This window comes from Acinetobacter sp., from assembly GCF_039596015.1.
Taxonomy (GTDB): Bacteria; Pseudomonadota; Gammaproteobacteria; order Pseudomonadales; family Moraxellaceae; genus Acinetobacter.
In genome coordinates this window covers 107360-130402 of the sequence record NZ_JBCNKN010000003.1, presented here as the reverse complement: position 1 = coordinate 130402, position 23043 = coordinate 107360, and the positions used below count along the sequence as shown (strand labels likewise).

Below are 23043 nucleotides of genomic sequence, written 5' to 3'. Positions count from 1 at the left end.
TAGCAGGGTCTTGAGGTTATGAAATATCTTGAAACCTTGAAACAAACATGTTTTAAGATATAAATAAATCCTCAGTGCTAAAGTAAAAACAAAATTAAATAATACTCACGGAATAGATAAAAAAGGTGAACTTCCATGCCAATCTATAATGCCCCTCTCGCAGACATGCGCTTTATCTTAAATGATGTGTTCAATGCAGAAAAATTTTGGCAAAGCCATCAAAAACTGCAACATATTGATGCTGCCACGGCAGAGGCAATTTTGGAGGAAATGGCAAAATTTGCAAAAAATGTCACGCTACCAATTAACCGTTCAGGCGATGAAGAAGGCGCACATTATGCAAATGGTGAAGTCACCACACCGAAGGGTTATAAAGATGCTTTTTTGCAATATGCCGAAGGTGGCTGGATTGGTCTAGGTGCAGATGAGCGTTGGGGTGGGCAAAGTATGCCAAAAATGCTCACCGTACTTGCCGATGAAATGATTTTTGCAACAAGCCCCGCATTTATGCTTTACCCGTTACTTTCTGTTGGCGCAGGCATGGCGCTGAACAGCTACGCTTCGGAACAGCAAAAACAAACCTATTTACCTAAAATCTATTCTGGTGAATGGACAGGTACCATGTGCCTGACTGAACCACATGCAGGAACAGACCTCGGCATTATTAAAACCAAAGCCGAACCCAATGCAGATGATAGCTACAAAATCACAGGCACCAAAATTTTTATTACGGGCGGTGAACACGATTTATCACAAAACATCATCCACCTTGTACTAGCAAAAACCCCAAACGCCCCTGCGGGTTCACGTGGTATTTCATTGTTTATTGTTCCCAAATATCTGGTCAATGAAGATGGTTCGTTGGGCGAACGCAATGCAGTCAGTGCAGGTTCCATCGAACATAAAATGGGCATTAAAGCCTCTGCAACCTGTGTCTTAAACTTCGATGCAGCAAAAGGTTTTCTGGTGGGCAAAGAAAATGAAGGCTTGGCTGCCATGTTTGTGATGATGAACTACGAGCGTTTATCGATGGGTATTCAAGGACTCGGCGCTTCTGAATTTGCCTATCAAAATGCAGCCCAATACGCCACTGACCGCCTACAAGGACGCAGTGCAACAGGTGCACAACAACCTGACAAAGCAGCGGACAGCATTTTAGTACATGGTGATGTACGTCGCATGTTACTCAATGCCCGTGCCAACAATGAAGCCTCTCGGGCTTTTGCCGTGTATGTTGGTCAGCAGCTTGACATCACTAAATTTGTAGATGACCCAGAGTTAGTCAAAAAAGCCAACCATCGTGTTGCCTTGCTAACCCCCGTTGCCAAAGCATTTTTAACCGATACCGCATTTAATGCCGTTATTGATGCGCAAATGTGTTTTGGCGGACATGGTTATATTGCCGAATGGGGTATGGAACAATGTGTACGTGATTTACGCATTGCCCAAATCTATGAAGGAACAAACGGCGTTCAATCGCAAGACCTGATTGGACGCAAAGTCATTAAAGATAAAGGCATATCCTTATACGAATATACGGCAGAAATCTGTAACTTTGTGCAAGACCTTGATATTGAACTAGAATATATCAAAGACTGTACCCTAGACGCATGTACCGAAGTCGAAGCGATTACCCAATTTATTTTAGAGCAAGCACAAGAAAATCCAGATTTTTCAAACGGTGTAGCAGTCGATTATTTACATGCGATTGGTTTATTGAGCTTTGCTTATATGTTTACGCGAATTGCCAAAGCAGCACAAAACCAAGCTGGCGATTTCTATCAAAATAAATTGCTTTTGGCTCAATACTATTGTGAAAAAATCTTACCTGACTTAAACACACGTTTTACACGTATTCGTGCAGGGTCAGACACAATCATGCAATTTAGTGCCGAATACTTTACCCAACAAAACTAGACACATTGAACACTTAAAACCAAACAGACTCGGCTCATTACCGCTGGGTCTGTTTGCTTTTCATGATTTATTCATTCAGATCACTTTACTTTGACATAATGCATCGGCATGATGATATCTCTATACCTACAGCATCATGAGAGCCAGCCAGATGTCTGATTATAAAGATAAAACTGAAAAGCTACAGCAAACTTTAGACCGTATTGGAAACCTTGCAGTTGAAAGTTTTCATTACCTTGCACTGTTTATTATCGGCTGTATGATTGCATGGTCTGCCGTACACACGACATTCGATATTTTTACCGAAAAAAAGTACGCCAGCATTGACGATATTTTATTACTTTTCATTTACTTAGAACTTGGTGCAATGGTGGGGATTTATTTCAAAACCAATCACATGCCCGTTCGCTTCCTCATTTATGTCGCCATCACGGCGCTCACTCGCCTGCTCATTTCCGTTATTCAGCATGACCATAAAGCATCACTTGATTTGATCATTGTCACAGGTTCGATTCTTATTTTGTCTTTGGCAATTTTTATCGTGCGTTATTCTTCATGGCATTACCCGTCTGCCATTAAAGAAAAAAATGAAGCACCGAGTAGAAAATTACAGCCTCAGGATGATGAACTGGCTTAAAACATGCTAAAAAAAGCAGGCTTGAAGCCTGCTTTTGTGTCTTTATCGAACATAACGGACGAAATGATCTCGGGACACCAATACATAGTGGTTATTCACAAACATCCAGCGGCTATCGCGCGGTGGTTCATACAAACGGTGCGCACGCCAGTCTGACACATAGTAGCGGCTACTGCGGTATTCGACAGGAATACGATCGCCACGTTTAAATACTACATATTCACCGTGATGACCACGGTCAGAATTCGACCAACGTGGTGCATCATGATCATGTCTCCAATGGTCATCAGCCATAGCTGTCGCTGACATACCTAACATAAGACCTGAAAGTGCAAAAATAAGAGGCTTTTTCATATGGTATTCCTTTTATCGGGATCTGGAACTAGATTAAGCGACAGTTCAGGATAAACCATGAATAAAATCGACATCATTGCTAAAGTTTGTAATGACTATAAAGGGAATATGAAGAATTTGTATCAGGAGAAGTTGAACAAAAGGTAAACATTTATTCACTTTAATTACTTACCTTACAATACTTTAACCTCTTCATATTGAGCGTATAACACCCTTTAGAAATGAAACATCAACACCCCTTCCCTATGCTAAAATCAACATTTTCATGCTGAGGTCGATTGCTGTGTCTGAATTAAATTTTGAACGGCTTTATCAGTTTTTTAGCAAAGTACCAAGTGTTCAGGAACAACGTATCGTGGCACATGGTACAGATGGTGAACATGCGTGGTGGTTTAAATTTCATATCAACATCGAACATCCTCTTGCATGGCAAACGGTGCAGGAACTTGGACATGTGCTCAATTATATTTCGACCAATGAACGCCTGCCGACACAGTTTTTGCCTGTTTCTCCACCGCCATATATGAATGGAGAAGCTAAAGACTTTTTGGCTTGGGTGATTCAATGTAACCATCCTGACTTTTCGCCAGATGTCGTCTGTGACTGGCTTGAAGGGCGTTTGCCTACCCCTGTAGATGACGAGTCTCAATGGAAGATTAAAACTGATTTGAGTGAATTGGAAAAATTAGATGACAAAGCACTGGATCAATTAATTCCGCCAGCGTCTTAAATAGAACTTATAGTACAGCCTTTACTTACAGTGATGTTCTAATTTCTTTTGTATAGGCTAATGCCTCACTTTTGAGAGGTCAGTTCCACTGATGTGGCTTCCTTGCCACACAGTGAAACGGCAACATCCATGTCGCCAACCACCTTGCCAGTTTTATACAAAATCACGATAAGGGATAAGCTCCAAGTTTAGAAGCAAACTAGGTAAAACTCCGTCGTAACGCTATAGCCTCAGAATTTATATAAAGCTAGAGTTAGAAAGTCGACAACCCTGACCATTCCATAAAACGATACAAAGCATATTTGAGTTTTGAATCATCTGCATATTTTGCATAATCCACACTCATTTGCCGACCATTTTGGTTTGACCAAGCAGTATTGAAATAAGCAGATGCATCTGCAAATACCTGTTGCGATGGTGCACCGACCACATGGATATCCGTTTCTAAATTATAGTTTTTCAAGTTTCGAGCAGTAAAGTTAGCCGAGCCAACCAAAAGTTCGCTATTGCTTTTGCCTTGTTTCAACAACATTTTACTATGACATTGCTCGCCATGCGTATCACACCAGCGAATATCAACACCTGCATCGTGTAACTCTGATGCAACTTGACGGTTAGGAATGCCATTTTTTTGGCGACCAAATGCATCTTTGTTCGGATCAAGTAATAACCGAATGCTAACCCCACGTTTTTTTGCCTGTTTAAGCGATTCAATAATCTGTCGCTCAGACAAATAAAACATAGCAAGGTCTAACCGATCCTGCGATTGTGCCTGATCAATGATATTTAATGCTGTGCGATAAATGGCTTTTTCTGTGAGTACTTGTGCCTGTGGTAACTGTTTGTTGTCTGGTTCAGCACCTAAAATCACTGCTGGAAACTCATCTGCTTTTGACATTAATGCCACAGGCTGTTCACTGTTTAACACATCCACTGCGGTTTGCCCCGAAACCAGTAGCGCCACATTGTCATGTCGTGAACTGCCATCGTGCGGGTTTGCTGAAGTCACCAAACCTTTCCAGCCATCAACCGTGTCCACCACAAGGGTTTTACGATGATTTGCCTTAAAATTAAACAAAGAAAAATAACTACGTAAGGTAATTTTTTCTTTCCCAAAAGGATTATACAACCAGCCTTTTTCAGGATTATTGCCAATATCCTGACAGCATAAATACCAAAAACCAGACCATGCAGGATTAGAGGCACGTAACGGTACTAAATTGGTTTCAATGACACTCACCCCTGCCTGACGCAACTGGCGATATTGTTCTGGGGCAATTCCGCCATAAACCGAGTTAATCGGATCAGTGACCAACTGAATATCAATACTCGGGTTTTGGCTTCGTTTTTGAATCAATGCTTGGGTCAATTCCTGCATCAATGCACGATGGCTTTGTTTAGAATCACCCACTTCGGCATTAAACAAAAACATATCGAGCACAATGGTATGCTGAGCTTGCTGAATCAAAGACAACATTTCATCAAAAATATGATGATCCTGCTGTTGTTTCCCCAGAGCATCCAGATACGTCTGATCTGCAATAAACTGCACCTGTGTCGGGCGCAGTTTGCCTGTAAAATCGAGTCCTTGCGGTAACGGTTTTAGAGTCTGATAAATTGCAGATGACACATAACCCACCACCAATGCACCAATCACCAACCCTAAATAGCGGCGCTTTGACCAATTTAATTTTTGATGTAATCGCTGAAATATACGCATAAAAAAAAACCTAGTCCAATACACTCAGGCTAGGTTTTCTCTTCAAGTTTTTCAAGAGTAATTTAGTGATGGGAAGCATGATACCCGACACGAAAGGAGAGAAAATTTAAAAATTAAAATCGACCCCAACAGTAAAGTTACGTCCAACCTGTGGCACATTCGCCAAGAATGATTCATGTTGATAAATTTTAGCATCTAACACATTGTTGGCTTTTGCATAAAGTCGATAGCCTGTTTTGCTATTCACTTTACCACTATAGGCCAAGCCCAAATTCAACATGTTATAGCCTTTGGTGTCAGTTTCATAATTGGCAATATCATCTTGATTAAACACATGATAATACTCTGCATCTGCACTATAACCATCACCAAAATCGGCATTGATCCGTGTACCTAAACGCCCACCCGGAATACGAGGTGCATTGCCTGCGTTATCCAGTTTTCCACGCACATAGTCACCAAACAAACCTGCTTTCCAAACAGGTGTGAATTGATAGCTCACATCACCATCTACACCATAAAAACGAGCTTTGACTTGGCTATATTGGATTAAACGGAAGTCATCAAACTGATCCAAAGTACGGGCATAAATGAAGTTATCAAACCAGTTGTGGAACACACTGACATTGTATTTCAAACGATCATTATCAAAGTGTAAACCCAACTCAAGATTGTTTGATTTCTCTTTACTTAAAGTGTCATCGCCCACTTCATAGGTATTGGTCGCCATGTGTTTACCATCAGAATATAGCTCTTGAGCCACAGGCAAGCGTTCCTGATGCGATGCAGTGAGTGACAATTTATAGTCTGGAATAAACTCCCAACTGGTCGCCCCTGCTACAGAATATGCCGTTCCACGATAATCTTTCTGGTTCGAGTCAATATTAATCGTCTGATGGTCTATACGGGATGACACCTGAAAATTCAGATTATCGACCTGTTTTTGTTGAAGTGCGAATAAACTATATTTTTTGGTGGTGTTCGGATTCATCAATGACTCATCACCTTCGATACGCAATTTTTGTTGGGTAAATTGCGTCCCGATCTGCCCTGACCAACCAGCCCAAGGGTTATTGGCTAAAGTAATACGAGCATCTGCACCTTTACTTTTAAACGTGGTATCTGGTGTATCCCCAGCCATTTCTGTATGTTGATAGTCGGTATAATTCGCCTGAGCAGACAGTTTATTAAACCCTGCAAAAGGATCATTCAACTCAGTTTTAAAGTCATAACGCTTTTCTTTCAGGTTAATCCAACCTTGTGCGTCATCTCCACCACTTGCACCCGTACCACAACTGGCAAGCGTATTTCCTACACGTTCACACGTGCCATACAGTTCGTTATCGGCAGGGATCCCATATTTATCATGGCGTTGGCTAAATGAAACACCAGTATAACCACGGTCATAAATCCACGATAAACCCGCATTGTAGTCTTTCGAGTCGGCAAAAGTACTGTCCTGACGACGGTCATTTTGCTGTAAATCTTTCGGCAAAATATAGTTATTTGCATCACGCTTCAAACCACCTAAACGTAAGGCAAACTGATCCCCCAAACCGATGGTGGCATTTCCCGAATAAAGTAACTCATCACTTCCCGAGTTATAACGGACACCAGCACGACCTGTATAACCGCCTTCTGGCATTTGACTTGGGATTTTGTCATCTACGACATTAATCAGTCCACCCACTGAACCCGCGCTGTACAACAATGCTTCAGGGCCTTTTAAAATCTGGATTTCCTGAGCAGAGTTTGGATCAACCGTAACCGCATGGTCTGGTGAAACCGATGATACATCCAGTGCATCTCCACCATTTTGAGTGATTTTCACCCGTGCACCATCTTGCCCACGCATTACGGGACGACTCACTCCGCCCGTATACTGTGCCGTATAAACACCAGCCTGACCATTCAAGGCATTGCCTATCGTTGTTGCCCCTTCAAGTAACTGCTGCTGCGTCACTTTGTGATCGCCTGCCGTACTATTGAGCTGTGATCCATTCTGTTTTTGTGCATGAATCACTAAGGTCGGTAAATCAGACGTTGCGGGAGATGCAACCTGATCTGCCATGACCTGCTGAATGCAAAGTGGGAGTAACGAAAGCGCCCACCAATGTTTATACCCCGACATGATATCTCTACCCCAATCAAATTAGTTATAATATAACATAACAAATCAAAACCAAGGCAAGTCATTTTTTCAATTTATTTAAATACTGCTGAAAAAAAGCATTCATCAATGCATAAATTTAGGAATCTAACCTGAAAATTCAAACCACTGCAAAACCAATAAATAAATGATTTTTATATATTTCAGCCCAAGATCGCAACAATTAAAACCATTAATCGGCAGCTTTTACTTGCTTTTTTGAACTAATCCTTGAGCGAATAGCCCTAAAAAGGCATAATTGAGTGTTTTCAAGCATAAGTGTTCGCCTAAACTTTAAGGGCAACGCTTAATTTATTATCAGATTTTAAAGAATAGAAGTTGGACTTAGTACGCCATGATGCGAACTCATTACTGCGGCTCTTTAACAGAAGCTCAAATTGATCAAACAGTTACTCTCTGCGGTTGGGTACACCGTCGCCGCGATCATGGCGGTGTCATCTTCCTTGATATGCGCGACCGTGATGGTCTTGTGCAAGTTGTCATCGACCCTGATACCCCAGAAGCATTTGCAACAGCAGATAAAGCACGTTCAGAATTTGTATTAAAAATTACAGGTCGTGTACGTCGTCGTTACGAAGGCACTGAAAATGCGAATATGGTCAGTGGTCAGATTGAAGTATTGGGCAAAGACATTGAAGTGCTTGCACAATCTGAAACTCCACCATTCCCACTGAATGATGACACCATCAACGTGTCAGAAGAACATCGTTTAAAATACCGTTTCTTGGACATCCGTCGTCCAGAAATGTTAGAACGCTTACGTTTCCGTTCTAAAGTAACCAACTTGATCCGTAACTACTTAGATGATCACGGTTTCTTAGACGTTGAAACGCCTATTTTGACGCGTGCAACACCAGAAGGCGCACGTGACTATTTAGTTCCAAGTCGTGTACAAAATGGTAGCTTCTACGCACTTCCACAATCACCACAATTGTTTAAACAATTGTTGATGGTGGGCGGTATTGATCGTTATTACCAAATTGCAAAATGTTTCCGTGACGAAGACTTACGTGCAGATCGTCAACCTGAATTCACTCAAATCGACATTGAAACATCGTTCTTAAATGACGATGACATTATGGATTTAATGGAAGGCATGACCGTTAAATTATTTAACGAATTGCTTGGTGTTAAGTTTGATAAATTCCAACGCATGCCATATAGCGAAGCAATGCGTGACTATGCATCGGATAAACCAGACTTACGTATTCCATTAAAATTAGTTGACGTTGCTGATTTAATGCAAGATGTTGAATTCAAAGTATTCGCAGGTCCAGCAAAAGACCCTAAAGGTCGTATTGTGGCACTTCGTGTACCGGGCGCTGGTGCTTTGCCACGTAGTGCGATTGATGAATACACCAAGTTTGTTGGCATCTATGGCGCGAAAGGTTTGGCATACATCAAAGTCAATGAACTTGAAAAAGGCATTGAAGGTCTTCAATCTCCTATCGTTAAATTTATCGAGCCAATCGTGCTTGACCTATTAAAACGTGTTGGCGCTGAAAATGGCGACATCGTGTTCTTTGGTGCAGATAAAGCCAAAGTTGTAAACGATGCGATGGGTGCACTTCGTGTCAAAATCGGTCACGATATGAACCTTGCAACATGTGAGTGGGCACCGCTTTGGGTTGTTGACTTCCCAATGTTTGAAGAAACTGACGATGGCAAATGGACTTCTGTTCACCATCCATTCACCCTACCAAAATCTTCTGTTGAAGATGTAAAATCGAACCCAGGCGAAGCGCTTTCTGTTGCGTATGACATGGTGTTAAACGGTACAGAAGTTGGTGGTGGTTCACTGCGTATTTATACATTAGAAATGCAAAAAGCGATTTTTGAAGCGCTTGGCATTTCTGATGAAGAAGCCGAAGAAAAATTCAGTTTCTTGTTAAATGCACTTCGTTACGGCGCGCCTCCTCACGGTGGTTTGGCATTTGGTTTAGACCGCTTGATTATGCTTATGACAGGTGCGTCTTCTATTCGTGACGTTATTGCGTTCCCGAAAACCAAAACTGCTGAATGTCCATTGACTCAAGCACCAGCACCAGTTGAAGCAAACCAGCTTCGTGACTTGGGCATTCGTTTACGCGAACAAGCGAAAAAAGAAGCTTAATTTTTAACATTTCGCTTCAATTTAAAACACCTTAATCATTGGAATATCTTTGTTCTAATGTTAGGGTGTTTTTTATTCCCTCTTTACGCACTTGATTTTCATTTCGTTGTAAACATTAATACTCTGATTTTAAATCCCTCCATTGCTTTTTATTGTCTCAGTTTTAATTTCGACTTATTGTAGAATTATTTAAATAATTTTATTAATCAATTGTTTATATTTTTCAGGCGCTATTGCAGTGATAAAATTATGAATCTTCTCCTTAAATTTTTTGCATGGCTGCCATTATCCGTTTTAAGATACATTGCCTTATTTATTGCATTCTTTTTGTACTATTTTCCGTCTTCAATGAAGCGCATTAGTCATACCAATTTAAAACTTGTTTACCCTCATTTACCAGCTCAGGCACTGCATCATTTACTTCGTGACACTTTAAAAAGCCAGTGTCTAACTTATATCGAATCTATAAAATGTTGGGGTATGCCTGCAAGTTACAGTTTAAATTTAATTGAATCTATTCAAGGTGAACATTATTTAACTGATGCGATTGCCCAAAAAAAAGGGGTAATTATTGTGGTTGCCCATTTAGGCTGCTGGGAACTATTAAACGCTTGGCTCAATGTACATGCCGCTCCTATGATTATGTACAAGCCCAATAAAAATAATGCCGTCAACCGCTTCATTCTTGAAGCCCGAGAGCGTTTTAATGCCGTTTTAGTCCCGACAAATATGCATGGCGTCAGAGATATTATTCGGCATCTGCGTCAGGGTGGACTTACCGTTATTTTACCTGATCATCTACCTAAAGCATCGGGGGGTATAGAGGCATCTTTCTTTGGTCATCAGGTTCTCAGCACAACCTTACTCTCTAAATTGGCAGGTCGAACACAGTGCGCTGTGCTGAGTGCGAGTTGCCTACGCAATTCTTCATCTCAATTCAATGTTGTCTGTCAACCGCTGTCTAGCGAGATCTCGAGTACAGACCTTCAAGTTTCGGTCGATTATCTCAATGCCAGCATTGAAAAAATGATTAATATTTCACCTAGTCAATACATTTGGTCATATAAGCGTTTTCGCAGAATGCAGGGAATGTTGAATATTTATTCAATATGATATTATAAAAACATAAAATTGCACCTGTAAAAATGATCTGTCCAATTGAGATTGGTAACCAAGAGTGGCATAATAAGCTGCATTTTTGATATAGGAAATGGCCATGGCAATGCGCCCAGAAGTACGCCGACGTTCGTTAGTTGTCATTGTATTCTCATTAGTACAATGGGCTGTTATGAACTATATCATTCATAATGAGCTAATGAACTTCACCACATACCAACGTATTTTATACTTTTGTATCAGCAGCCTTTCTGCTGCCCTGCTTATTTTCTGTGCCTTAATTTATATGGTACTGAAGGGTAATGCGGATAGATAAAAATGAGCCTTATACAGCTCATTTTTATAGAAGTTTATAATTTTATCTCTTTCACTTCATCAAGAATAATTTCTCTTAATGTTGGTATAACTTTAGATATATCATGAATCTGCTTAATGTACTCAATAGCTTTTAGAGATAATTCAGCCCTGATATTCTCATTAGTTAATAGTTTATTAATAGCATTAACATAAAGATCTATTTTATCGAAGCCATCTCCCAATACATCGCCGACATGAATACCAAATTTCGAGGTTAGATCTTCAGGATTTCTATTACTTACTAATAACGTACCATAAGATAGAGCCTCTAAAAAAGAAATAGGCAATGCCTCATGAATTGAAGTATTAACTAATATTTTTGCCTCTTTTAAGTACCTTATCTTTTCATCACCCTCTACATGTCCAACAAAATGTAAGTTTGGAATAGAATAGTAATCCGACATGATTTCTGAGTTTTTACTTTGCTCACGATGAGTTTTACCCAAAACATAGAACTCATAATTAGGCATTCTCTTAGCAATTTCGCAAAACAACCAACCTCGTTTAACTGATTCTATTCGACCTAAAAAGATAATTGTATTTTTCTTCTGAAAACTTTCAACATGAAAATCATGATCTATTTCAATAGGATTTGGCACATACTGAATATCAATATCTTTATTTAAAGCATATAAATCAATGGCCTTCTGATTAAGAAAATATCCTTGAGATATAAATCTCACACGATCCTGCTTATACCAAGCATGTACTAAGTCATAAATATCCTGATTATAATAGTTATATTCTGGAAATAACTTCACAGTACCAATTTCATCCCATTCATATTTAGGCCTAGGATCTTGTATCCATAAGATTAGCTTTTTATTTTTATCTGGCTCATTCATTAGAATATAACTGTCTGTAAGCTCAATACTTAAATAGATATCATAATTTTTTTTTCTTAACCATCTTTTTGCAAACCATTTACGTCTTGGTAAACGATAAGCCCTTATATTATCAACTTTATATTCTTCTACAAAAAGCTTTCTTTTACCTTTTCCTAGCAAAACATCTATTTGAATCTCCTGATTAGGTATATATTTGGCAATATATTTCCGCGCTAAAAAACCATAACCGCCGAATGCAGTACCCGCACCACCAAAGAATTCATCTACAATTAGTCCAACCTTAATCATCTGAACTTTTATTCCTATATTTCATTCTTTAATAATCTAGCCAATATAGATTTTGGATCTATCTTTTCTAAATCAACTTTTCTTAATACTTCATTATATAAATGTATAGCCAATGTTCTTGAACTTATAACATCTTGAATGGTCAGGTTTGAATCACATAATTTATGAATAGACTGATAATGAACTGGATAGAAAATATCAATAGGTTGTATTTTTTTGATTAGATCATAATCATGAACATAATGTGTAATTGCTCTAGGACCAATTACGCCCCAAGGCATATCAGCAATATTCTTTCCCTTACCAAAGAATTTCTTTATTTTTAATTTAACTTTACGACTACTCGAATACCATGGAGGTATAAATTTAGAGCTATATGCAGCATCTAACAGACTCCGCAAAAGGATACTATCCTCAGGTATTCTTAACACAGCACCATTAATTAAACTTTCATCCTCAAATCCCAGAACGTAGCCATGTTCTGGAATTGTTAATGGATGCAAACAATAAACATCACAATCCACATAAATTCCATCCACTTTTCGCATTAATTCATAACGAAAAATATCAGAAAATAAAGCATAACTACCTGTTTTATTATGTTTAATTATTTTATCTTCTGGAATAACTTTATTCGCATCGACCTTTGTCACGCCATAAGGGATATCTTCAATTTCACCATAAGAATGTAGATGAACTTCATGTCCTCTCATGATAAAAGATGAAAGACAACTTCGAGAAATCGGACCTAATTTCGTCCCTATCCATAAAGCATGGATTATAGGTAAATTTAATGAAGTCATTTTCACACCCCTCTTTTACTTCTAAATATTAACCATTTTATAGAATGGTATTTCTGCTCAAACATAAAAACCCATATGCCCAACTCCATCTCAAGGTACTATATTGCTTTAAGATGAAGATCAAATGAGATAAAAATAAAATCGTAGCTAAGATGATGTTTCCAGAATAGATTATCAAATAGTATGGTTACAATTTTACAACCCAAATTATATTGTAACATTCTACAACTTTATTATATGAATTGATAATTTCTTCCCAAAATTTTGAACAACTTTATTAAATTTTTCCTAAAATAATATAAATTTTCAACGTACAAACTCTTCATCTGTAGGATAGACTGCCAATCATTTGTATAGAAACCAAAAACCGTCAACATACACAATACTTAAAAATTATAAATCGTTATAATTATACTAATTTTTGATATATTTGTATAAGTAGTTCACTACCATTCGATTAGAATACTAAAATTTTCAATGTAGACACATATAAATACTATCTTTAGTGTTTAGGGTTATCTTTTTTATCAATTATACACTTACATAAAAATTTATTTCTTATCAAAAAAATAAATCTTATTATCTTCTAGTAATTGAAGAATATAATGCTTTTCTTTACTCCAAGCATGTCCACACCACCCTTCAAAAGTAAATCCATGTAAATAAATATCAAAATCTTTATATTTTTCAGAATTTAAGAAAAATAATGTCGCTAAAAGTCCAGAGCTAACAATAAATGAAGTACCCTCTAAATTCAACTTTATTTGAGCATCCCAATAAACACACTCTGGTACAACTTCTACATTAATATTTCTCTCTTTAAAAAAAGAAATATATTTTGAATTATCCCAATTATTTATAAATTTTTTAAATTTAATAAAAAAAATCTTATTTACAACTTTGCATAATGGGTTGATTTTCTTTATAAGTTTATCTTCATAAGAAAAAACTATTTCAACAGTAGTTAAACCATTTAAATACTCTAAAAATTTACTACCTTCAATAAGCCGATCTTCCATTAAGTCTACAGTATTCGCTAAAAATAAGATGTCTGTTCTTCCCCCTGTTCTATTAATGTTTTCAGAGCTAGGAACATTAAATCTTACAATAAGATCACCCTCATCAATCACGTCATTAATATTTTTAATATCATCAGAATTAGCAATTAAAACAATTTTCTTCACATACTACCTTTTATAAAATAACAATATCAAAATTAATTGATAGATATACTATATATAAAATAAAATTCTCACAGTGGATACTTTCTATTAAAGAACTTACTAATACTATATCTTAAAAATGTTCCATACTTACTAACAGGCACATCACAACAACCTGAACGCTCTGTCTCAATCGTACTAAAAAAGGCGTCTTGTTTTCCTGATTCTAATATAGGATGCTCTACAATAAATGCCATATAAATTTTAGACGTTGGATAAAGATCTGGAATATAGCGCCAATCATCTGCGGCACGTAGTTTTTTGTGATACTCAAGTAATACTTGTGCCATTCCACGGTCTACAATATAAGAAACCGTATAACAAATACGATGATAAAAATCGGGATGTACCTCAAGCACTGGTGTATTTAATAGTTGCTCTTTTTTAATTTCACCGCGTACTTTACGGCATTCTTTCATTTGAATACCACCAATACTAAATAAAAATTGGGGACTCAATTGCATCTGATTTAATTCTTGTTCTAATTTTTCAACACAAAAATTATCTGGAAGAATTGCATCATCTTCTAAAATTAATGCGTATCGATCATCTGTTTTTAAAAATTTTTTTAATGCTTCTAAATGTGAAAGCGTACATCCCACCATATTTGGAGAAAGTGGTTTAGATCGCCCTTTAACTGCCAGCTCAAAATATTCTTTTGCATTCAACTCTGCGCCTTTAATTCCAACTTTAGTAAAAGTTGGATTGTTGCCTTGAAAAAAAGTTTGGCTCAAGAATTTTTTTAGTCGAGGAGAATTTTCATCTTCGATACTGACAACATAAATTTGCATTAGAACCTTCTCACTTCTGAACTCCTTATATCATAACTCATGTACAATATCGTGAACATATCTTTTCATTTCACCAACATGATGCGGTCAATTCTAAAAAAATGGTATAAATTTCAGCAAAAACAACATGCTAAAAAATTTAATTCTCATTGGTACATCCGATTTGGCTGGCTAGAGCGACCTTTTTCTGAGCAAGCACAACTGAAAAACTTATTTGAAATTCACTCTCCTGCAAAATTTACATTTGCAGATAGCTTCTATGTACATGAACATGACCGTCATTTTATTTTCTTTGAAGAAGTCGATGACCAGCATCCTGTCGGTTTTCTTTCAGTATTAGAAGTCTTTAAAGATGGAACATATACCGAACCAAAAACCATTTTGAAACTCGACTATCATCTCTCTTACCCATGTGTGTTTAAGGTTAAAAATGACTGGTACATGGTTCCAGAGACCTCTGCAAATAAGACCATTGAACTTTGGAAATGTACCGAGTTTCCACTGAAATGGGAAAAACATTCTAATCTTATCGAGAACATCGAAGCCGTAGATAGTACGCCTTTTTATCATGAAGGTTTATGGTATCTGTTTACTTCAACACGACGTGACTGCAAAAAATTTGGTGATCGTTTAGATCTGTTTTTTACTGAAGATATTTTGAATCCAAACTGGAAAGAACACCCCATGAATCCAGTATGTAAAGGTAGCCAACAATTTCGCATGGCAGGGAAACCGTTTATTTATAAAGAGCAATTGGTGCGACCAAGTCAGGATTCTTTAAAGCGTTATGGTGGCAACATCGAGTTAAAAGCAATTACTCAACTTAGCCCAACTGTTTATGAAGAAAAGTTATTAGAAGTAGTTTTACCAGACTGGGATCAGGCAGACGATGGTTGCCACACAATTAATGTGGAAAATAATTTTGTTGTCCTTGATGCAATCCGCCTATCCCCAAAACATTAATTAAGGCTTGAGCAGATCTTCATAAATTTTGAGGGTCTGTTCAGTCATAGCTGAAACTGTGAGTTCTTCTTTGGCCTTACTAAAAAGTTGGCGAAAATCTTCTTGAGCTTGTGGTTGAAGTGCAGCTTGAATTGCCGCTACTAAACTTTGCGGATTACCAATTTCTGCCAAATATTGTTCTGGCAACCACTCCACAACGCCATTCACTCTGGTTGAAGCCATCGCTTTATCTGCCTGCAAGGCTTCTACCATCACCAACGGAAAGCCTTCACGGTCAGATGATAAAACTACAATGTCAGCCAACTGAAGTAAATTTCGTGCATCTTCTCTGAACCCTAGAAAAGCAACCCGATCTTGCAGATTCAAATCATGAACTTGTTTTTCTAAATTTTCTCGAAGTGAACCATCGCCAACGATCCATAAATTTGCATCAATCTGCTGCATAGACTCAATGAGTAAACTGATATTTTTTACTGGCTCTAAGCGGCCAATACACATCACTGTCTTTTTACTTTGGTTTTGAGTAGAAATATTTTTCTGAATACTTTGCAACAGTTGTTGTTTGGCATCATCACTCAATATTGGCTGAGGATAGACCCCATTATAAACTACATGTGATTTAGACTCTGGGATACCTTGCGTTAATGCCTGACTCACGGCAATAACCGCATCACCGACCAAATAGGCAGACTTATTCTTTTTGGTGCCATGTACTGTGGTGACTATTTTTGGCCCCGATAAAAAGGGCTTAATCCGAGCAATCAATTCAGCCGCTTTCCCTGCTTGAGCATGCACAATATTCGGCTGAATGTGTTGAATTAAGGATTTAAGCTGCCAAAGTAGAAGAATATTCCAACGACTTCGAGCAAAATTTACCGCATGAAAGTGTACATTGGCTTTAAATTTTTCAGCATAACAAGGATGCGCAATAATATGCACATCATGGTGCAGAGCCAATTCATTGACCAAATTAAAAGTATGCTGTTCTAAACCACCAACACCACCACTTGTCGCCAATACCTGTACAATTTTCATCATCAACCTATTTATTTTTGTCTTTATTTAGGGTTTGTTCAAAGAGTTTGGCTTCTTTTAAAAATGCGTAAAATGCATTGACCATGCTGTTTACAAAACCGCGCCAACCATTTAAACAACTGCGACGAATAAAATAAGATTTGATGAATGTCATCGGCATGACTAAAACCAGTTTTGCAAGGCTTGGAGATTTTCCTTTTTGATATTTTTCCAATGCTTTCAAATTGGAATATTGGTTATTTTTTTCAACCTTAACAAAAATACTCGACTCACCATAGTGATAAATATCATGCTCGGCTCGTTGAGATTCACCCTCTACAACAACGTTTTCATGAACTTTATTGGCAAGGTCATAATGCCCTTTTAACTTACGAAAAAAACGTACTTTTGCATGTTTTTTAGTATGTTTACTATTCGGAACACCTAAAAATACATCATTGATTGGTGTGATTAAAGCATCAAGTTTGTTCTGCTGAATGGTCTCAATGATTTCTTGTTTTAACTCTTCAGATAGAACCTCATCACCATCTAAATTAAGCACCCAATCATTTCGGCATTTGGCTAAAGCCAAGTCCTTTTGTCCTGCATAACCTTGCCAATCTTGATGAGAAATTTGCGTATTTTCAAAGTGCTGTGCAATTTCATAAGTATTGTCAGTACTGCCAGAATCTAAAATAATAACTTCATCAAACTCACGAACACTTTTCAGCGTCTGTTCTAACCAAGCACCACAATTTAAAGTGACAATATAAACACTACATGGGATTTTATTCATAACTTATAGCGTCCTTTAGCAAGGGCGATTCGCATCTGTAAAGCATTCATGGCACCATGTGTGCTGATACGTGGAATATTAAACTGGTTAACTCCATACACTTCAATTTTTTTCCGTGTAGACACTGCATTTTTAAAGCCGATTTCTTGTGCCATTTTTTGGTGTTTTTCATTAAAACGGCCAAATGGATAAGCAAAACTTGGACACTTTCCGACCAAAGCCTCAACATCTTGCTTTGACTGAAGCATTTCCTGATAAGCCGTTTGATCATCCAGTTTAAGCAAGTTCACATGATGCTGCGTATGCGCACCAAATTCGATTAACCCTGAATTTGCCATTTCATGGATTTGCTCATGAGTTAGCTTTTCAATGCCTTCAATTTGCGTCGCCAAATAAATCGTTGCTTTTGCATTATATTTTTTGAGTAATGGATAGGCATAAAGATAGTTATCCATAAATCCATCATCGAAACTCAAAGCCACGACATTTTTTTGATTTTGGTATTGTCCGAGTTCAGAAACAAAACAAAAAGTTGAACCTCTACGCGTTAACAATTGCAGTAATTGTTCAAATTTTTCTGGTGGCATGTTCATGCCTGAGGCAGTATCGTGAGGGCTCACCTGATGTAACATAACGATACGGGGTAACTTTTTGGAGCGAAACGGCAGCCAAAAGGTGTAGTTACCAAGCACATAGAGCAATGCTGCAACGACCAACAGGCCGACCAAAACATACAAAACCCACATCATGCATAAACCTCATGCGACCATTCGTAAGACTCAGACAATTCTAATCCAAAAGTCACTTCAAGCATAAATTTTGTAATGCGCTTCGCCCCAAAACTTTGTTGGGTTTTACGCCAGCCTGCTTCGGCAATTTGGCGTGCTTGCTCAGGATGTTCCTCGTAAAATTTAATTTTATTGGCTAAATCAAATTGATCATCAAAATAAACGATTTCTTCTGCCGTATAGAGTTTTTCAAAGTCTGGGATTCGAGGGCTAAAAGTAAGCAGGCCATTTCCAGTCAATTGTACAATTCGGTCAGAGCTATATAAGGTCACTTCGTTGTTTCGAGAATAGTTTAAACCCATACGTGTTTTTGCAAGTACATCATAATATTGATGACCATACACACTTGGCTGTCCAAAACAGCCATAATATTGATATTGAATCTGATTGATTTTCAACTGGTCTGCCAAATCAGCTAAAAACTTTTCTCGAACAGGTTCCTTATAAATAATTCCACAAAAAATAAAACTTTGTTCTGTTTTGTCAGCGTCAAACTGCTTCAAACATTCAACATTTTTATGTCCGATGTTAGGCATATAAGCGACCACATTATGTGGTTTCTTCAGTTTTTGTAAAAACTGACCACCCGTTGTACAAAAAATTGCATCTAAATACGGTGAAAAGTCATGGATAAAACCAAGCTTATGTTCAAGATATAGTGGGTCAACATACCAAAAAGCAATTTTGGTTTGAGGATACTTCTCTTTAATCTGAGCAAGAACATCTGGACTCATCAAGTCACTGTGTCCAACAAGAACCAGGTCTGGACGAAGGTTTTCAACAATTTTTAAAATTTCTTTATTCGCCCATTTTGCACCCAATTTTTTTGTTTTAAAAACTGTCCCCATCCGTGCCATGTCACGAAAGCTGAAATCATAAACGAAGTGGCCGTTTTCAATCAGACCTGCCGAAATTTTACGGTCAGTACAATAAAAATGCGTACCCTGCTTATTGAAACCAAAATTGGCAATATGTAAAATTTTCATGCATAACACTCAAAAACTAGTAATACAATTATCCCAAAAGCCTAACACCACAACCATCTAAACAATGTTAATCCAAAGAATGATAAGGAATATAGTTCTCCCAATTAAAAACTTGAACATTTTCATTTGTTGGGATTTCTTTAAGATTCCTTTTATCATTTAAATAGAGAGATTGTACACCTAATTGACCAGCATAAATATTTAAAAAATCATACGCACTTACTATCTTCTCAATTTTATTTCGTTTTTTGATATCACTTGCCAAGATAAAGAAAGGAATATCATAATTTTTCTTTGTTTTGTTATCTACATTATATCCAGCTTGATGGACAGTCATACCATGGTCTGAGAAATAAGTAATACTAAAACTACGCTTTGTTTTTCCTAATCTAGTATATACTGACTGTATAAAGCTATCCAACTTATTAAAACTAGATAAATAACAATTAATACTATTACCATATTGGGGATACATTTTCGGTTGCTTAAATAATCGCTCACATGCATCTGGATGTGAACCCATCATATGAATAAATATTACATTTTTTTGATCTTTATATTTATTCAATTGACTATTTAGAATTCCTAATAACACATCATCATCGGTATTCTTTGATCTATAATTACCGCTTTTCAGAAAAAACTTATGGTTTGCATGAATTGCGATTCGGGAAACAGCCGTATCATTTTTACCTAAAAAGCCTTGGTTTGATATCCAGATGGTATTATATTTTGCCTGATTTGCTAATGTAACAACATTTCTTTTAATATCAATATCATGATTCTCATCCATATAAGCCAATGTACGCACTAGGCTGGTTGCTGTATTCGGTGCGGTTGAAATGTAATGATCAATGAATTCAACAGGCGCCTTATCCAAAAAAGGTGTGGTTTTTTCTTTAAAACCATAAAGGGATAAATACGCTCTAGGAACACTTTCTCCAATAATAATAATTTGGTTATCATATTTTGGGGTTATTTTTTTAATTTTCCAATCTGTAAAACCAGTATTATCTTCTGTTAAAATTTTTTCTTCTTTTTTATACTTATTTAAAGCAACCAATGTTTGCACAAAAAAAGTATTTATAATATTTAAGAACAATAAAAAAAATACGACTTTCTTATTAAAACTAACTTTAAATTCTGAATCATACTTATATAAATAATAAAATGTCGACAAAAATAAAATTAAACTAAAAACCAAATATTTAGCAGAAATAATAGAGAAAAATTCAAATGCCTCATTTTGGTTTGTTTGAAAGGCCGATGCAACAATCCCCAACGACATATGACCTTGCAGAAATCCTGTTGAAGTAGATATATATAAAGATAAAATAAAAAATAAAAAAAGTGCAATATCTTTTATAACATTACCACGGGACTGATTTAAGTAAATAAAAAAATATGTATTAAAAATGAGAACCGCAAAAAAAACAGGAATATCTTTTAAGCGGAATAAGTAATCCCAAAAACCCAGCCCAATGGTATAACAAACTGACAAAAAAAATGGGATAACATATATATGAAAAATTCTTTTGAACATGGATAATATCTTATCTTAATCGTAACCCAATCCAACTATTTAAATTTTAAATAGCTACCAAATTTTCTAGCGGGACGATTCTAAAAAGTTTTTTTTTTAAAGTCCATCTTTTATTATTTCTATTGCTATTCTCTCTGCTTCTTTAAAAGCTCGAGGCTGTGGTAGCTGTTCCAATTTATTAACTGTCGATACAATCTCCTGTCGCAATAACAAATCAATCGAATGCGTAATGCGGTCTTGCTTCAGCCTATCTATAAGAATAATACCCACCTGACAGCCTGCTGTTAGTGCCTCATACACCATGGACACACTATCTTCCGTCACCCATACCGCTTGAGCTTGTTGCATTTGTTCAAAAATCCAGCCTTGTGGCGTCTGCTCAACCGGAAATATTTGCAAATATCTGGCAAAGCTTTGTTGTCTTAACTGATCTAAAAATTCAAATGGTGTACGACGAGAAGTCGTTAGAATAATGTCTGCGAGGGGGTTTTGTTCCACAATTTGCGCAATACTTGCCAATACTTTGTCTGCATTCCATTGATGATGTTTGGATGAACCACCCAACGCAATTAAAATAAGGTTTGGCTGATGCAGATGTTCATTTAAGATCGGATTTAATGCCCCTTGTGTTATAAGGATATGGTCAGATGCGGTGATGCCATCATGTTCTGGCACCACAACATAATTAAACCAAGAGAATGGTAAACTCGGTTTCATTAAAATAATTGTTTTGGCTTTTGGAAATACTTTCCCAAGTAACCAGACTCGAAAATGAGTATGACTTCCCACCCCAATAATCATATCTGGATAACTTGAGAAAACAGGAAGGGATTTGGTCAAAATTGCTTTAATTAATTGCAATAACGACAATTTTTCAATCGATACTTCTTGAAAATCAGCATTATGTTGTTGTCTTTGTACTGCTTGAAATAGTCCCAATGCTTGCGAACGATGTCCAGCTTTACCATCAGAAACATAGACTATATGCATATTCATCATAATTTAATATCAACGTAAATTTACACATTATCTGAAGGTGTAAACACCTCTTCAAATGAGCTGGTAATATGGCCAATATCAACCGCTTGATAGCCTAATTGTGAAAATCGCTGTGCTAATATTGTACCTGATGGGCCTAAAGCAATTAAAATTAAATACTGTAAATCAAATTCTTGTTTTACCTTGGTTACAATACGATCTAAATCATCATAAGCATTTTCAGGTAAGGTATAAATAATTTCCTTTTTAGTTATATTGTTAAAAATAGAGTGATCCACCATAAGTTTTGATCCTTCACCCGTAATAAATAATACTTTTTTCTGATTCCAAACTTCTTTCCAAGCTAAAACTGCTTGCTCTTTATAAGCACCAAAAAAATCGGGCCGAGTCACCATACTATGCCCATAATGCGTATTCAAATTTAAACGACTTTTAAAATCTGCCCAGCGTATGTACCAAAATTTTAACCACCAATTTTTTTCATAATCATTGTATGCGGTAAAAATAGTAGGTAAACAGACCAATAATTTTTCATTTTTATTGTATAAAATTTCTTTTAATTCAGTTGCCAATTCTAATTTATATTTTTGAAAATAAATCTCTTCTCCACACATTAGTAAAATCTCACCGTCCCCAAAACGGGCTAAAGACTTCCCTTTTTTCACTTCCTCTAACGTTTCCATCATTGAAAGTACATTTTGTTTTTCAAAATTTTTAAGTTCCTCTGAATATTTGGCTAACCAATGCTCTTTATTCCATTTAAACAGCCATTTCTTTATACGAATTTTAAATTTATTAGGTAAAACATCAAACAACATCATTAAAAATCTCAAAAACTAAAATAAAATATACAAAAAAGCGAAACCAAAGTTTCGCTTTTATCTTAA

Annotated in this window: 21 protein-coding genes; 7 read left to right on the top strand and 14 right to left on the bottom strand. The window is 36.8% G+C overall.

Features of this window, described 5'->3' with window-relative positions:
- Positions 1–135 precede the first annotated feature (135 nt).
- Together ABDV70_RS04210 and ABDV70_RS04205 are read left to right on the top strand one after the other, a co-directional pair.
- A complete protein-coding gene (locus tag ABDV70_RS04210) occupies positions 136–1917 on the top strand; it encodes an acyl-CoA dehydrogenase C-terminal domain-containing protein (RefSeq protein ID WP_343595671.1) in 1782 nt (593 codons plus the stop codon).
- A gap of 151 nt (positions 1918–2068) precedes the next feature.
- Positions 2069–2554 carry a phosphate-starvation-inducible PsiE family protein gene (locus ABDV70_RS04205; RefSeq protein ID WP_343595669.1) on the top strand — a complete coding sequence of 162 codons (486 nt, stop codon included), beginning with the start codon at positions 2069–2071 and terminating at the stop codon, positions 2552–2554.
- Between the two features lie 42 nt (positions 2555–2596).
- On the opposite strand, the gene ABDV70_RS04200 is transcribed toward ABDV70_RS04205, so the two are convergent.
- Positions 2597–2908, bottom strand: coding sequence for an RcnB family protein (locus tag ABDV70_RS04200; RefSeq protein ID WP_343595667.1), 312 nt, complete (start codon positions 2906–2908; stop codon positions 2597–2599).
- A gap of 283 nt (positions 2909–3191) precedes the next feature.
- Here ABDV70_RS04200 and ABDV70_RS04195 point away from each other — a divergent pair, with 283 nt between their 5' ends.
- The gene (locus ABDV70_RS04195) at positions 3192–3638 is read left to right on the top strand and encodes a hypothetical protein (RefSeq protein WP_343595665.1); all 447 of its coding nucleotides are present in this window, start codon (positions 3192–3194) and stop codon (positions 3636–3638) included.
- Between the two features lie 253 nt (positions 3639–3891).
- Here the strand turns inward: ABDV70_RS04195 and ABDV70_RS04190 are convergent, their stop codons facing one another.
- Together ABDV70_RS04190 and znuD are read right to left on the bottom strand one after the other, a co-directional pair.
- Positions 3892–5358 carry a phospholipase D family protein gene (locus ABDV70_RS04190; RefSeq protein WP_343595663.1) on the bottom strand — a complete coding sequence of 489 codons (1467 nt, stop codon included), beginning with the start codon at positions 5356–5358 and terminating at the stop codon, positions 3892–3894.
- Positions 5359–5464: 106 nt separating this feature from the next.
- The gene (gene znuD, locus ABDV70_RS04185) at positions 5465–7489 is read right to left on the bottom strand and encodes a zinc piracy TonB-dependent receptor ZnuD (RefSeq protein ID WP_343595662.1); all 2025 of its coding nucleotides are present in this window, start codon (positions 7487–7489) and stop codon (positions 5465–5467) included.
- Between the two features lie 373 nt (positions 7490–7862).
- Here znuD and aspS point away from each other — a divergent pair, with 373 nt between their 5' ends.
- The 3 genes from aspS to ABDV70_RS04170 all read left to right on the top strand — a co-directional run bounded on the left by aspS (position 7863) and on the right by ABDV70_RS04170 (position 11073).
- Positions 7863–9641 carry an aspartate--tRNA ligase gene (gene aspS / locus ABDV70_RS04180; protein ID WP_343595661.1) on the top strand — a complete coding sequence of 593 codons (1779 nt, stop codon included), beginning with the start codon at positions 7863–7865 and terminating at the stop codon, positions 9639–9641.
- Positions 9642–9857: 216 nt separating this feature from the next.
- Positions 9858–10754 (top strand): lysophospholipid acyltransferase family protein, encoded by an 897-nt coding sequence (locus tag ABDV70_RS04175; RefSeq protein WP_343595965.1) that lies wholly within the window; start codon positions 9858–9860, stop codon positions 10752–10754.
- 103 nt (positions 10755–10857) lie between these two features.
- A complete protein-coding gene (locus ABDV70_RS04170; RefSeq protein WP_343595660.1) occupies positions 10858–11073 on the top strand; it encodes a hypothetical protein in 216 nt (71 codons plus the stop codon).
- Positions 11074–11107: 34 nt separating this feature from the next.
- On the opposite strand, the gene ABDV70_RS04165 is transcribed toward ABDV70_RS04170, so the two are convergent.
- From ABDV70_RS04165 to ABDV70_RS04150, 4 genes are all read right to left on the bottom strand, one after another.
- Positions 11108–12250 carry a glycosyltransferase family 4 protein gene (locus ABDV70_RS04165; RefSeq protein WP_343595659.1) on the bottom strand — a complete coding sequence of 381 codons (1143 nt, stop codon included), beginning with the start codon at positions 12248–12250 and terminating at the stop codon, positions 11108–11110.
- A gap of 14 nt (positions 12251–12264) precedes the next feature.
- Positions 12265–13053 (bottom strand): galactosyltransferase Lgt5, encoded by a 789-nt coding sequence (locus ABDV70_RS04160; protein WP_343595658.1) that lies wholly within the window; start codon positions 13051–13053, stop codon positions 12265–12267.
- A gap of 551 nt (positions 13054–13604) precedes the next feature.
- Complete coding sequence (locus tag ABDV70_RS04155) at positions 13605–14237, bottom strand: hypothetical protein (protein WP_343595657.1); 633 nt, start codon at positions 14235–14237, stop codon at positions 13605–13607.
- Positions 14238–14305: 68 nt separating this feature from the next.
- Entirely contained in the window at positions 14306–15067 is a 762-nt protein-coding gene (locus ABDV70_RS04150; protein WP_343595656.1) for a glycosyltransferase family 25 protein, read from the bottom strand.
- A 78-nt stretch (positions 15068–15145) separates the two neighbouring features.
- Between ABDV70_RS04150 and ABDV70_RS04145 the strand changes: the two genes are divergently transcribed.
- Positions 15146–16030: a hypothetical protein gene (locus ABDV70_RS04145; protein WP_343595655.1), complete on the top strand. Its 885-nt coding sequence runs from the start codon at positions 15146–15148 to the stop codon at positions 16028–16030.
- Here the strand turns inward: ABDV70_RS04145 and ABDV70_RS04140 are convergent, their stop codons facing one another.
- The 7 genes from ABDV70_RS04140 to ABDV70_RS04110 form a co-directional block, all read right to left on the bottom strand.
- Complete coding sequence (locus tag ABDV70_RS04140) at positions 16031–17065, bottom strand: glycosyltransferase (protein WP_343595963.1); 1035 nt, start codon at positions 17063–17065, stop codon at positions 16031–16033.
- Between the two features lie 7 nt (positions 17066–17072).
- Complete coding sequence (locus ABDV70_RS04135) at positions 17073–17840, bottom strand: glycosyltransferase family 2 protein (protein WP_343595654.1); 768 nt, start codon at positions 17838–17840, stop codon at positions 17073–17075.
- Complete coding sequence (locus ABDV70_RS04130) at positions 17837–18589, bottom strand: polysaccharide deacetylase family protein (RefSeq protein WP_343595652.1); 753 nt, start codon at positions 18587–18589, stop codon at positions 17837–17839. Before ABDV70_RS04130 ends, ABDV70_RS04135 begins: the two co-directional genes overlap by 4 nt.
- The gene (locus ABDV70_RS04125; RefSeq protein WP_343595651.1) at positions 18586–19614 is read right to left on the bottom strand and encodes a glycosyltransferase; all 1029 of its coding nucleotides are present in this window, start codon (positions 19612–19614) and stop codon (positions 18586–18588) included. Before ABDV70_RS04125 ends, ABDV70_RS04130 begins: the two co-directional genes overlap by 4 nt.
- Positions 19615–19681: 67 nt before the next feature.
- Entirely contained in the window at positions 19682–21157 is a 1476-nt protein-coding gene (locus ABDV70_RS04120) for a phosphoethanolamine transferase (RefSeq protein ID WP_343595650.1), read from the bottom strand.
- Positions 21158–21253: 96 nt separating this feature from the next.
- A complete protein-coding gene (locus tag ABDV70_RS04115) occupies positions 21254–22147 on the bottom strand; it encodes an ELM1/GtrOC1 family putative glycosyltransferase (RefSeq protein WP_343595962.1) in 894 nt (297 codons plus the stop codon).
- A 29-nt stretch (positions 22148–22176) separates the two neighbouring features.
- Positions 22177–22977 carry a GT-D fold domain-containing glycosyltransferase gene (locus ABDV70_RS04110; RefSeq protein WP_343595649.1) on the bottom strand — a complete coding sequence of 267 codons (801 nt, stop codon included), beginning with the start codon at positions 22975–22977 and terminating at the stop codon, positions 22177–22179.
- Between the last annotated feature and the right edge of the window lie 66 nt (positions 22978–23043).

Bases quoted from the DNA above. Each gene is read 5' to 3' on its own strand.
- ABDV70_RS04160 (WP_343595658.1), bottom strand. From the start codon at position 13,053: ATGACTTCATTAAATTTACCTATAATCCATGCTTTATGGATAGGGACG.
- ABDV70_RS04210 (WP_343595671.1), top strand. From the start codon at position 136: ATGCCAATCTATAATGCCCCTCTCGCAGACATGCGCTTTATCTTAAAT.
- ABDV70_RS04110 (WP_343595649.1), bottom strand. From the start codon at position 22,977: ATGATGTTGTTTGATGTTTTACCTAATAAATTTAAAATTCGTATAAAG.
- ABDV70_RS04205 (WP_343595669.1), top strand. From the start codon at position 2,069: ATGTCTGATTATAAAGATAAAACTGAAAAGCTACAGCAAACTTTAGAC.
- znuD (WP_343595662.1), bottom strand. From the start codon at position 7,489: ATGTCGGGGTATAAACATTGGTGGGCGCTTTCGTTACTCCCACTTTGC.
- ABDV70_RS04115 (WP_343595962.1), bottom strand. From the start codon at position 22,147: ATGCATATAGTCTATGTTTCTGATGGTAAAGCTGGACATCGTTCGCAA.
- aspS (WP_343595661.1), top strand. From the start codon at position 7,863: ATGATGCGAACTCATTACTGCGGCTCTTTAACAGAAGCTCAAATTGAT.
- ABDV70_RS04120 (WP_343595650.1), bottom strand. From the start codon at position 21,157: ATGTTCAAAAGAATTTTTCATATATATGTTATCCCATTTTTTTTGTCA.
- ABDV70_RS04125 (WP_343595651.1), bottom strand. From the start codon at position 19,614: ATGAAAATTTTACATATTGCCAATTTTGGTTTCAATAAGCAGGGTACG.
- ABDV70_RS04130 (WP_343595652.1), bottom strand. From the start codon at position 18,589: ATGATGTGGGTTTTGTATGTTTTGGTCGGCCTGTTGGTCGTTGCAGCA.
- ABDV70_RS04170 (WP_343595660.1), top strand. From the start codon at position 10,858: ATGGCAATGCGCCCAGAAGTACGCCGACGTTCGTTAGTTGTCATTGTA.
- ABDV70_RS04150 (WP_343595656.1), bottom strand. From the start codon at position 15,067: ATGCAAATTTATGTTGTCAGTATCGAAGATGAAAATTCTCCTCGACTA.
- ABDV70_RS04135 (WP_343595654.1), bottom strand. From the start codon at position 17,840: ATGAATAAAATCCCATGTAGTGTTTATATTGTCACTTTAAATTGTGGT.
- ABDV70_RS04140 (WP_343595963.1), bottom strand. From the start codon at position 17,065: ATGAAAATTGTACAGGTATTGGCGACAAGTGGTGGTGTTGGTGGTTTA.
- ABDV70_RS04200 (WP_343595667.1), bottom strand. From the start codon at position 2,908: ATGAAAAAGCCTCTTATTTTTGCACTTTCAGGTCTTATGTTAGGTATG.
- ABDV70_RS04145 (WP_343595655.1), top strand. From the start codon at position 15,146: ATGATGCGGTCAATTCTAAAAAAATGGTATAAATTTCAGCAAAAACAA.
- ABDV70_RS04190 (WP_343595663.1), bottom strand. From the start codon at position 5,358: ATGCGTATATTTCAGCGATTACATCAAAAATTAAATTGGTCAAAGCGC.
- ABDV70_RS04165 (WP_343595659.1), bottom strand. From the start codon at position 12,250: ATGATTAAGGTTGGACTAATTGTAGATGAATTCTTTGGTGGTGCGGGT.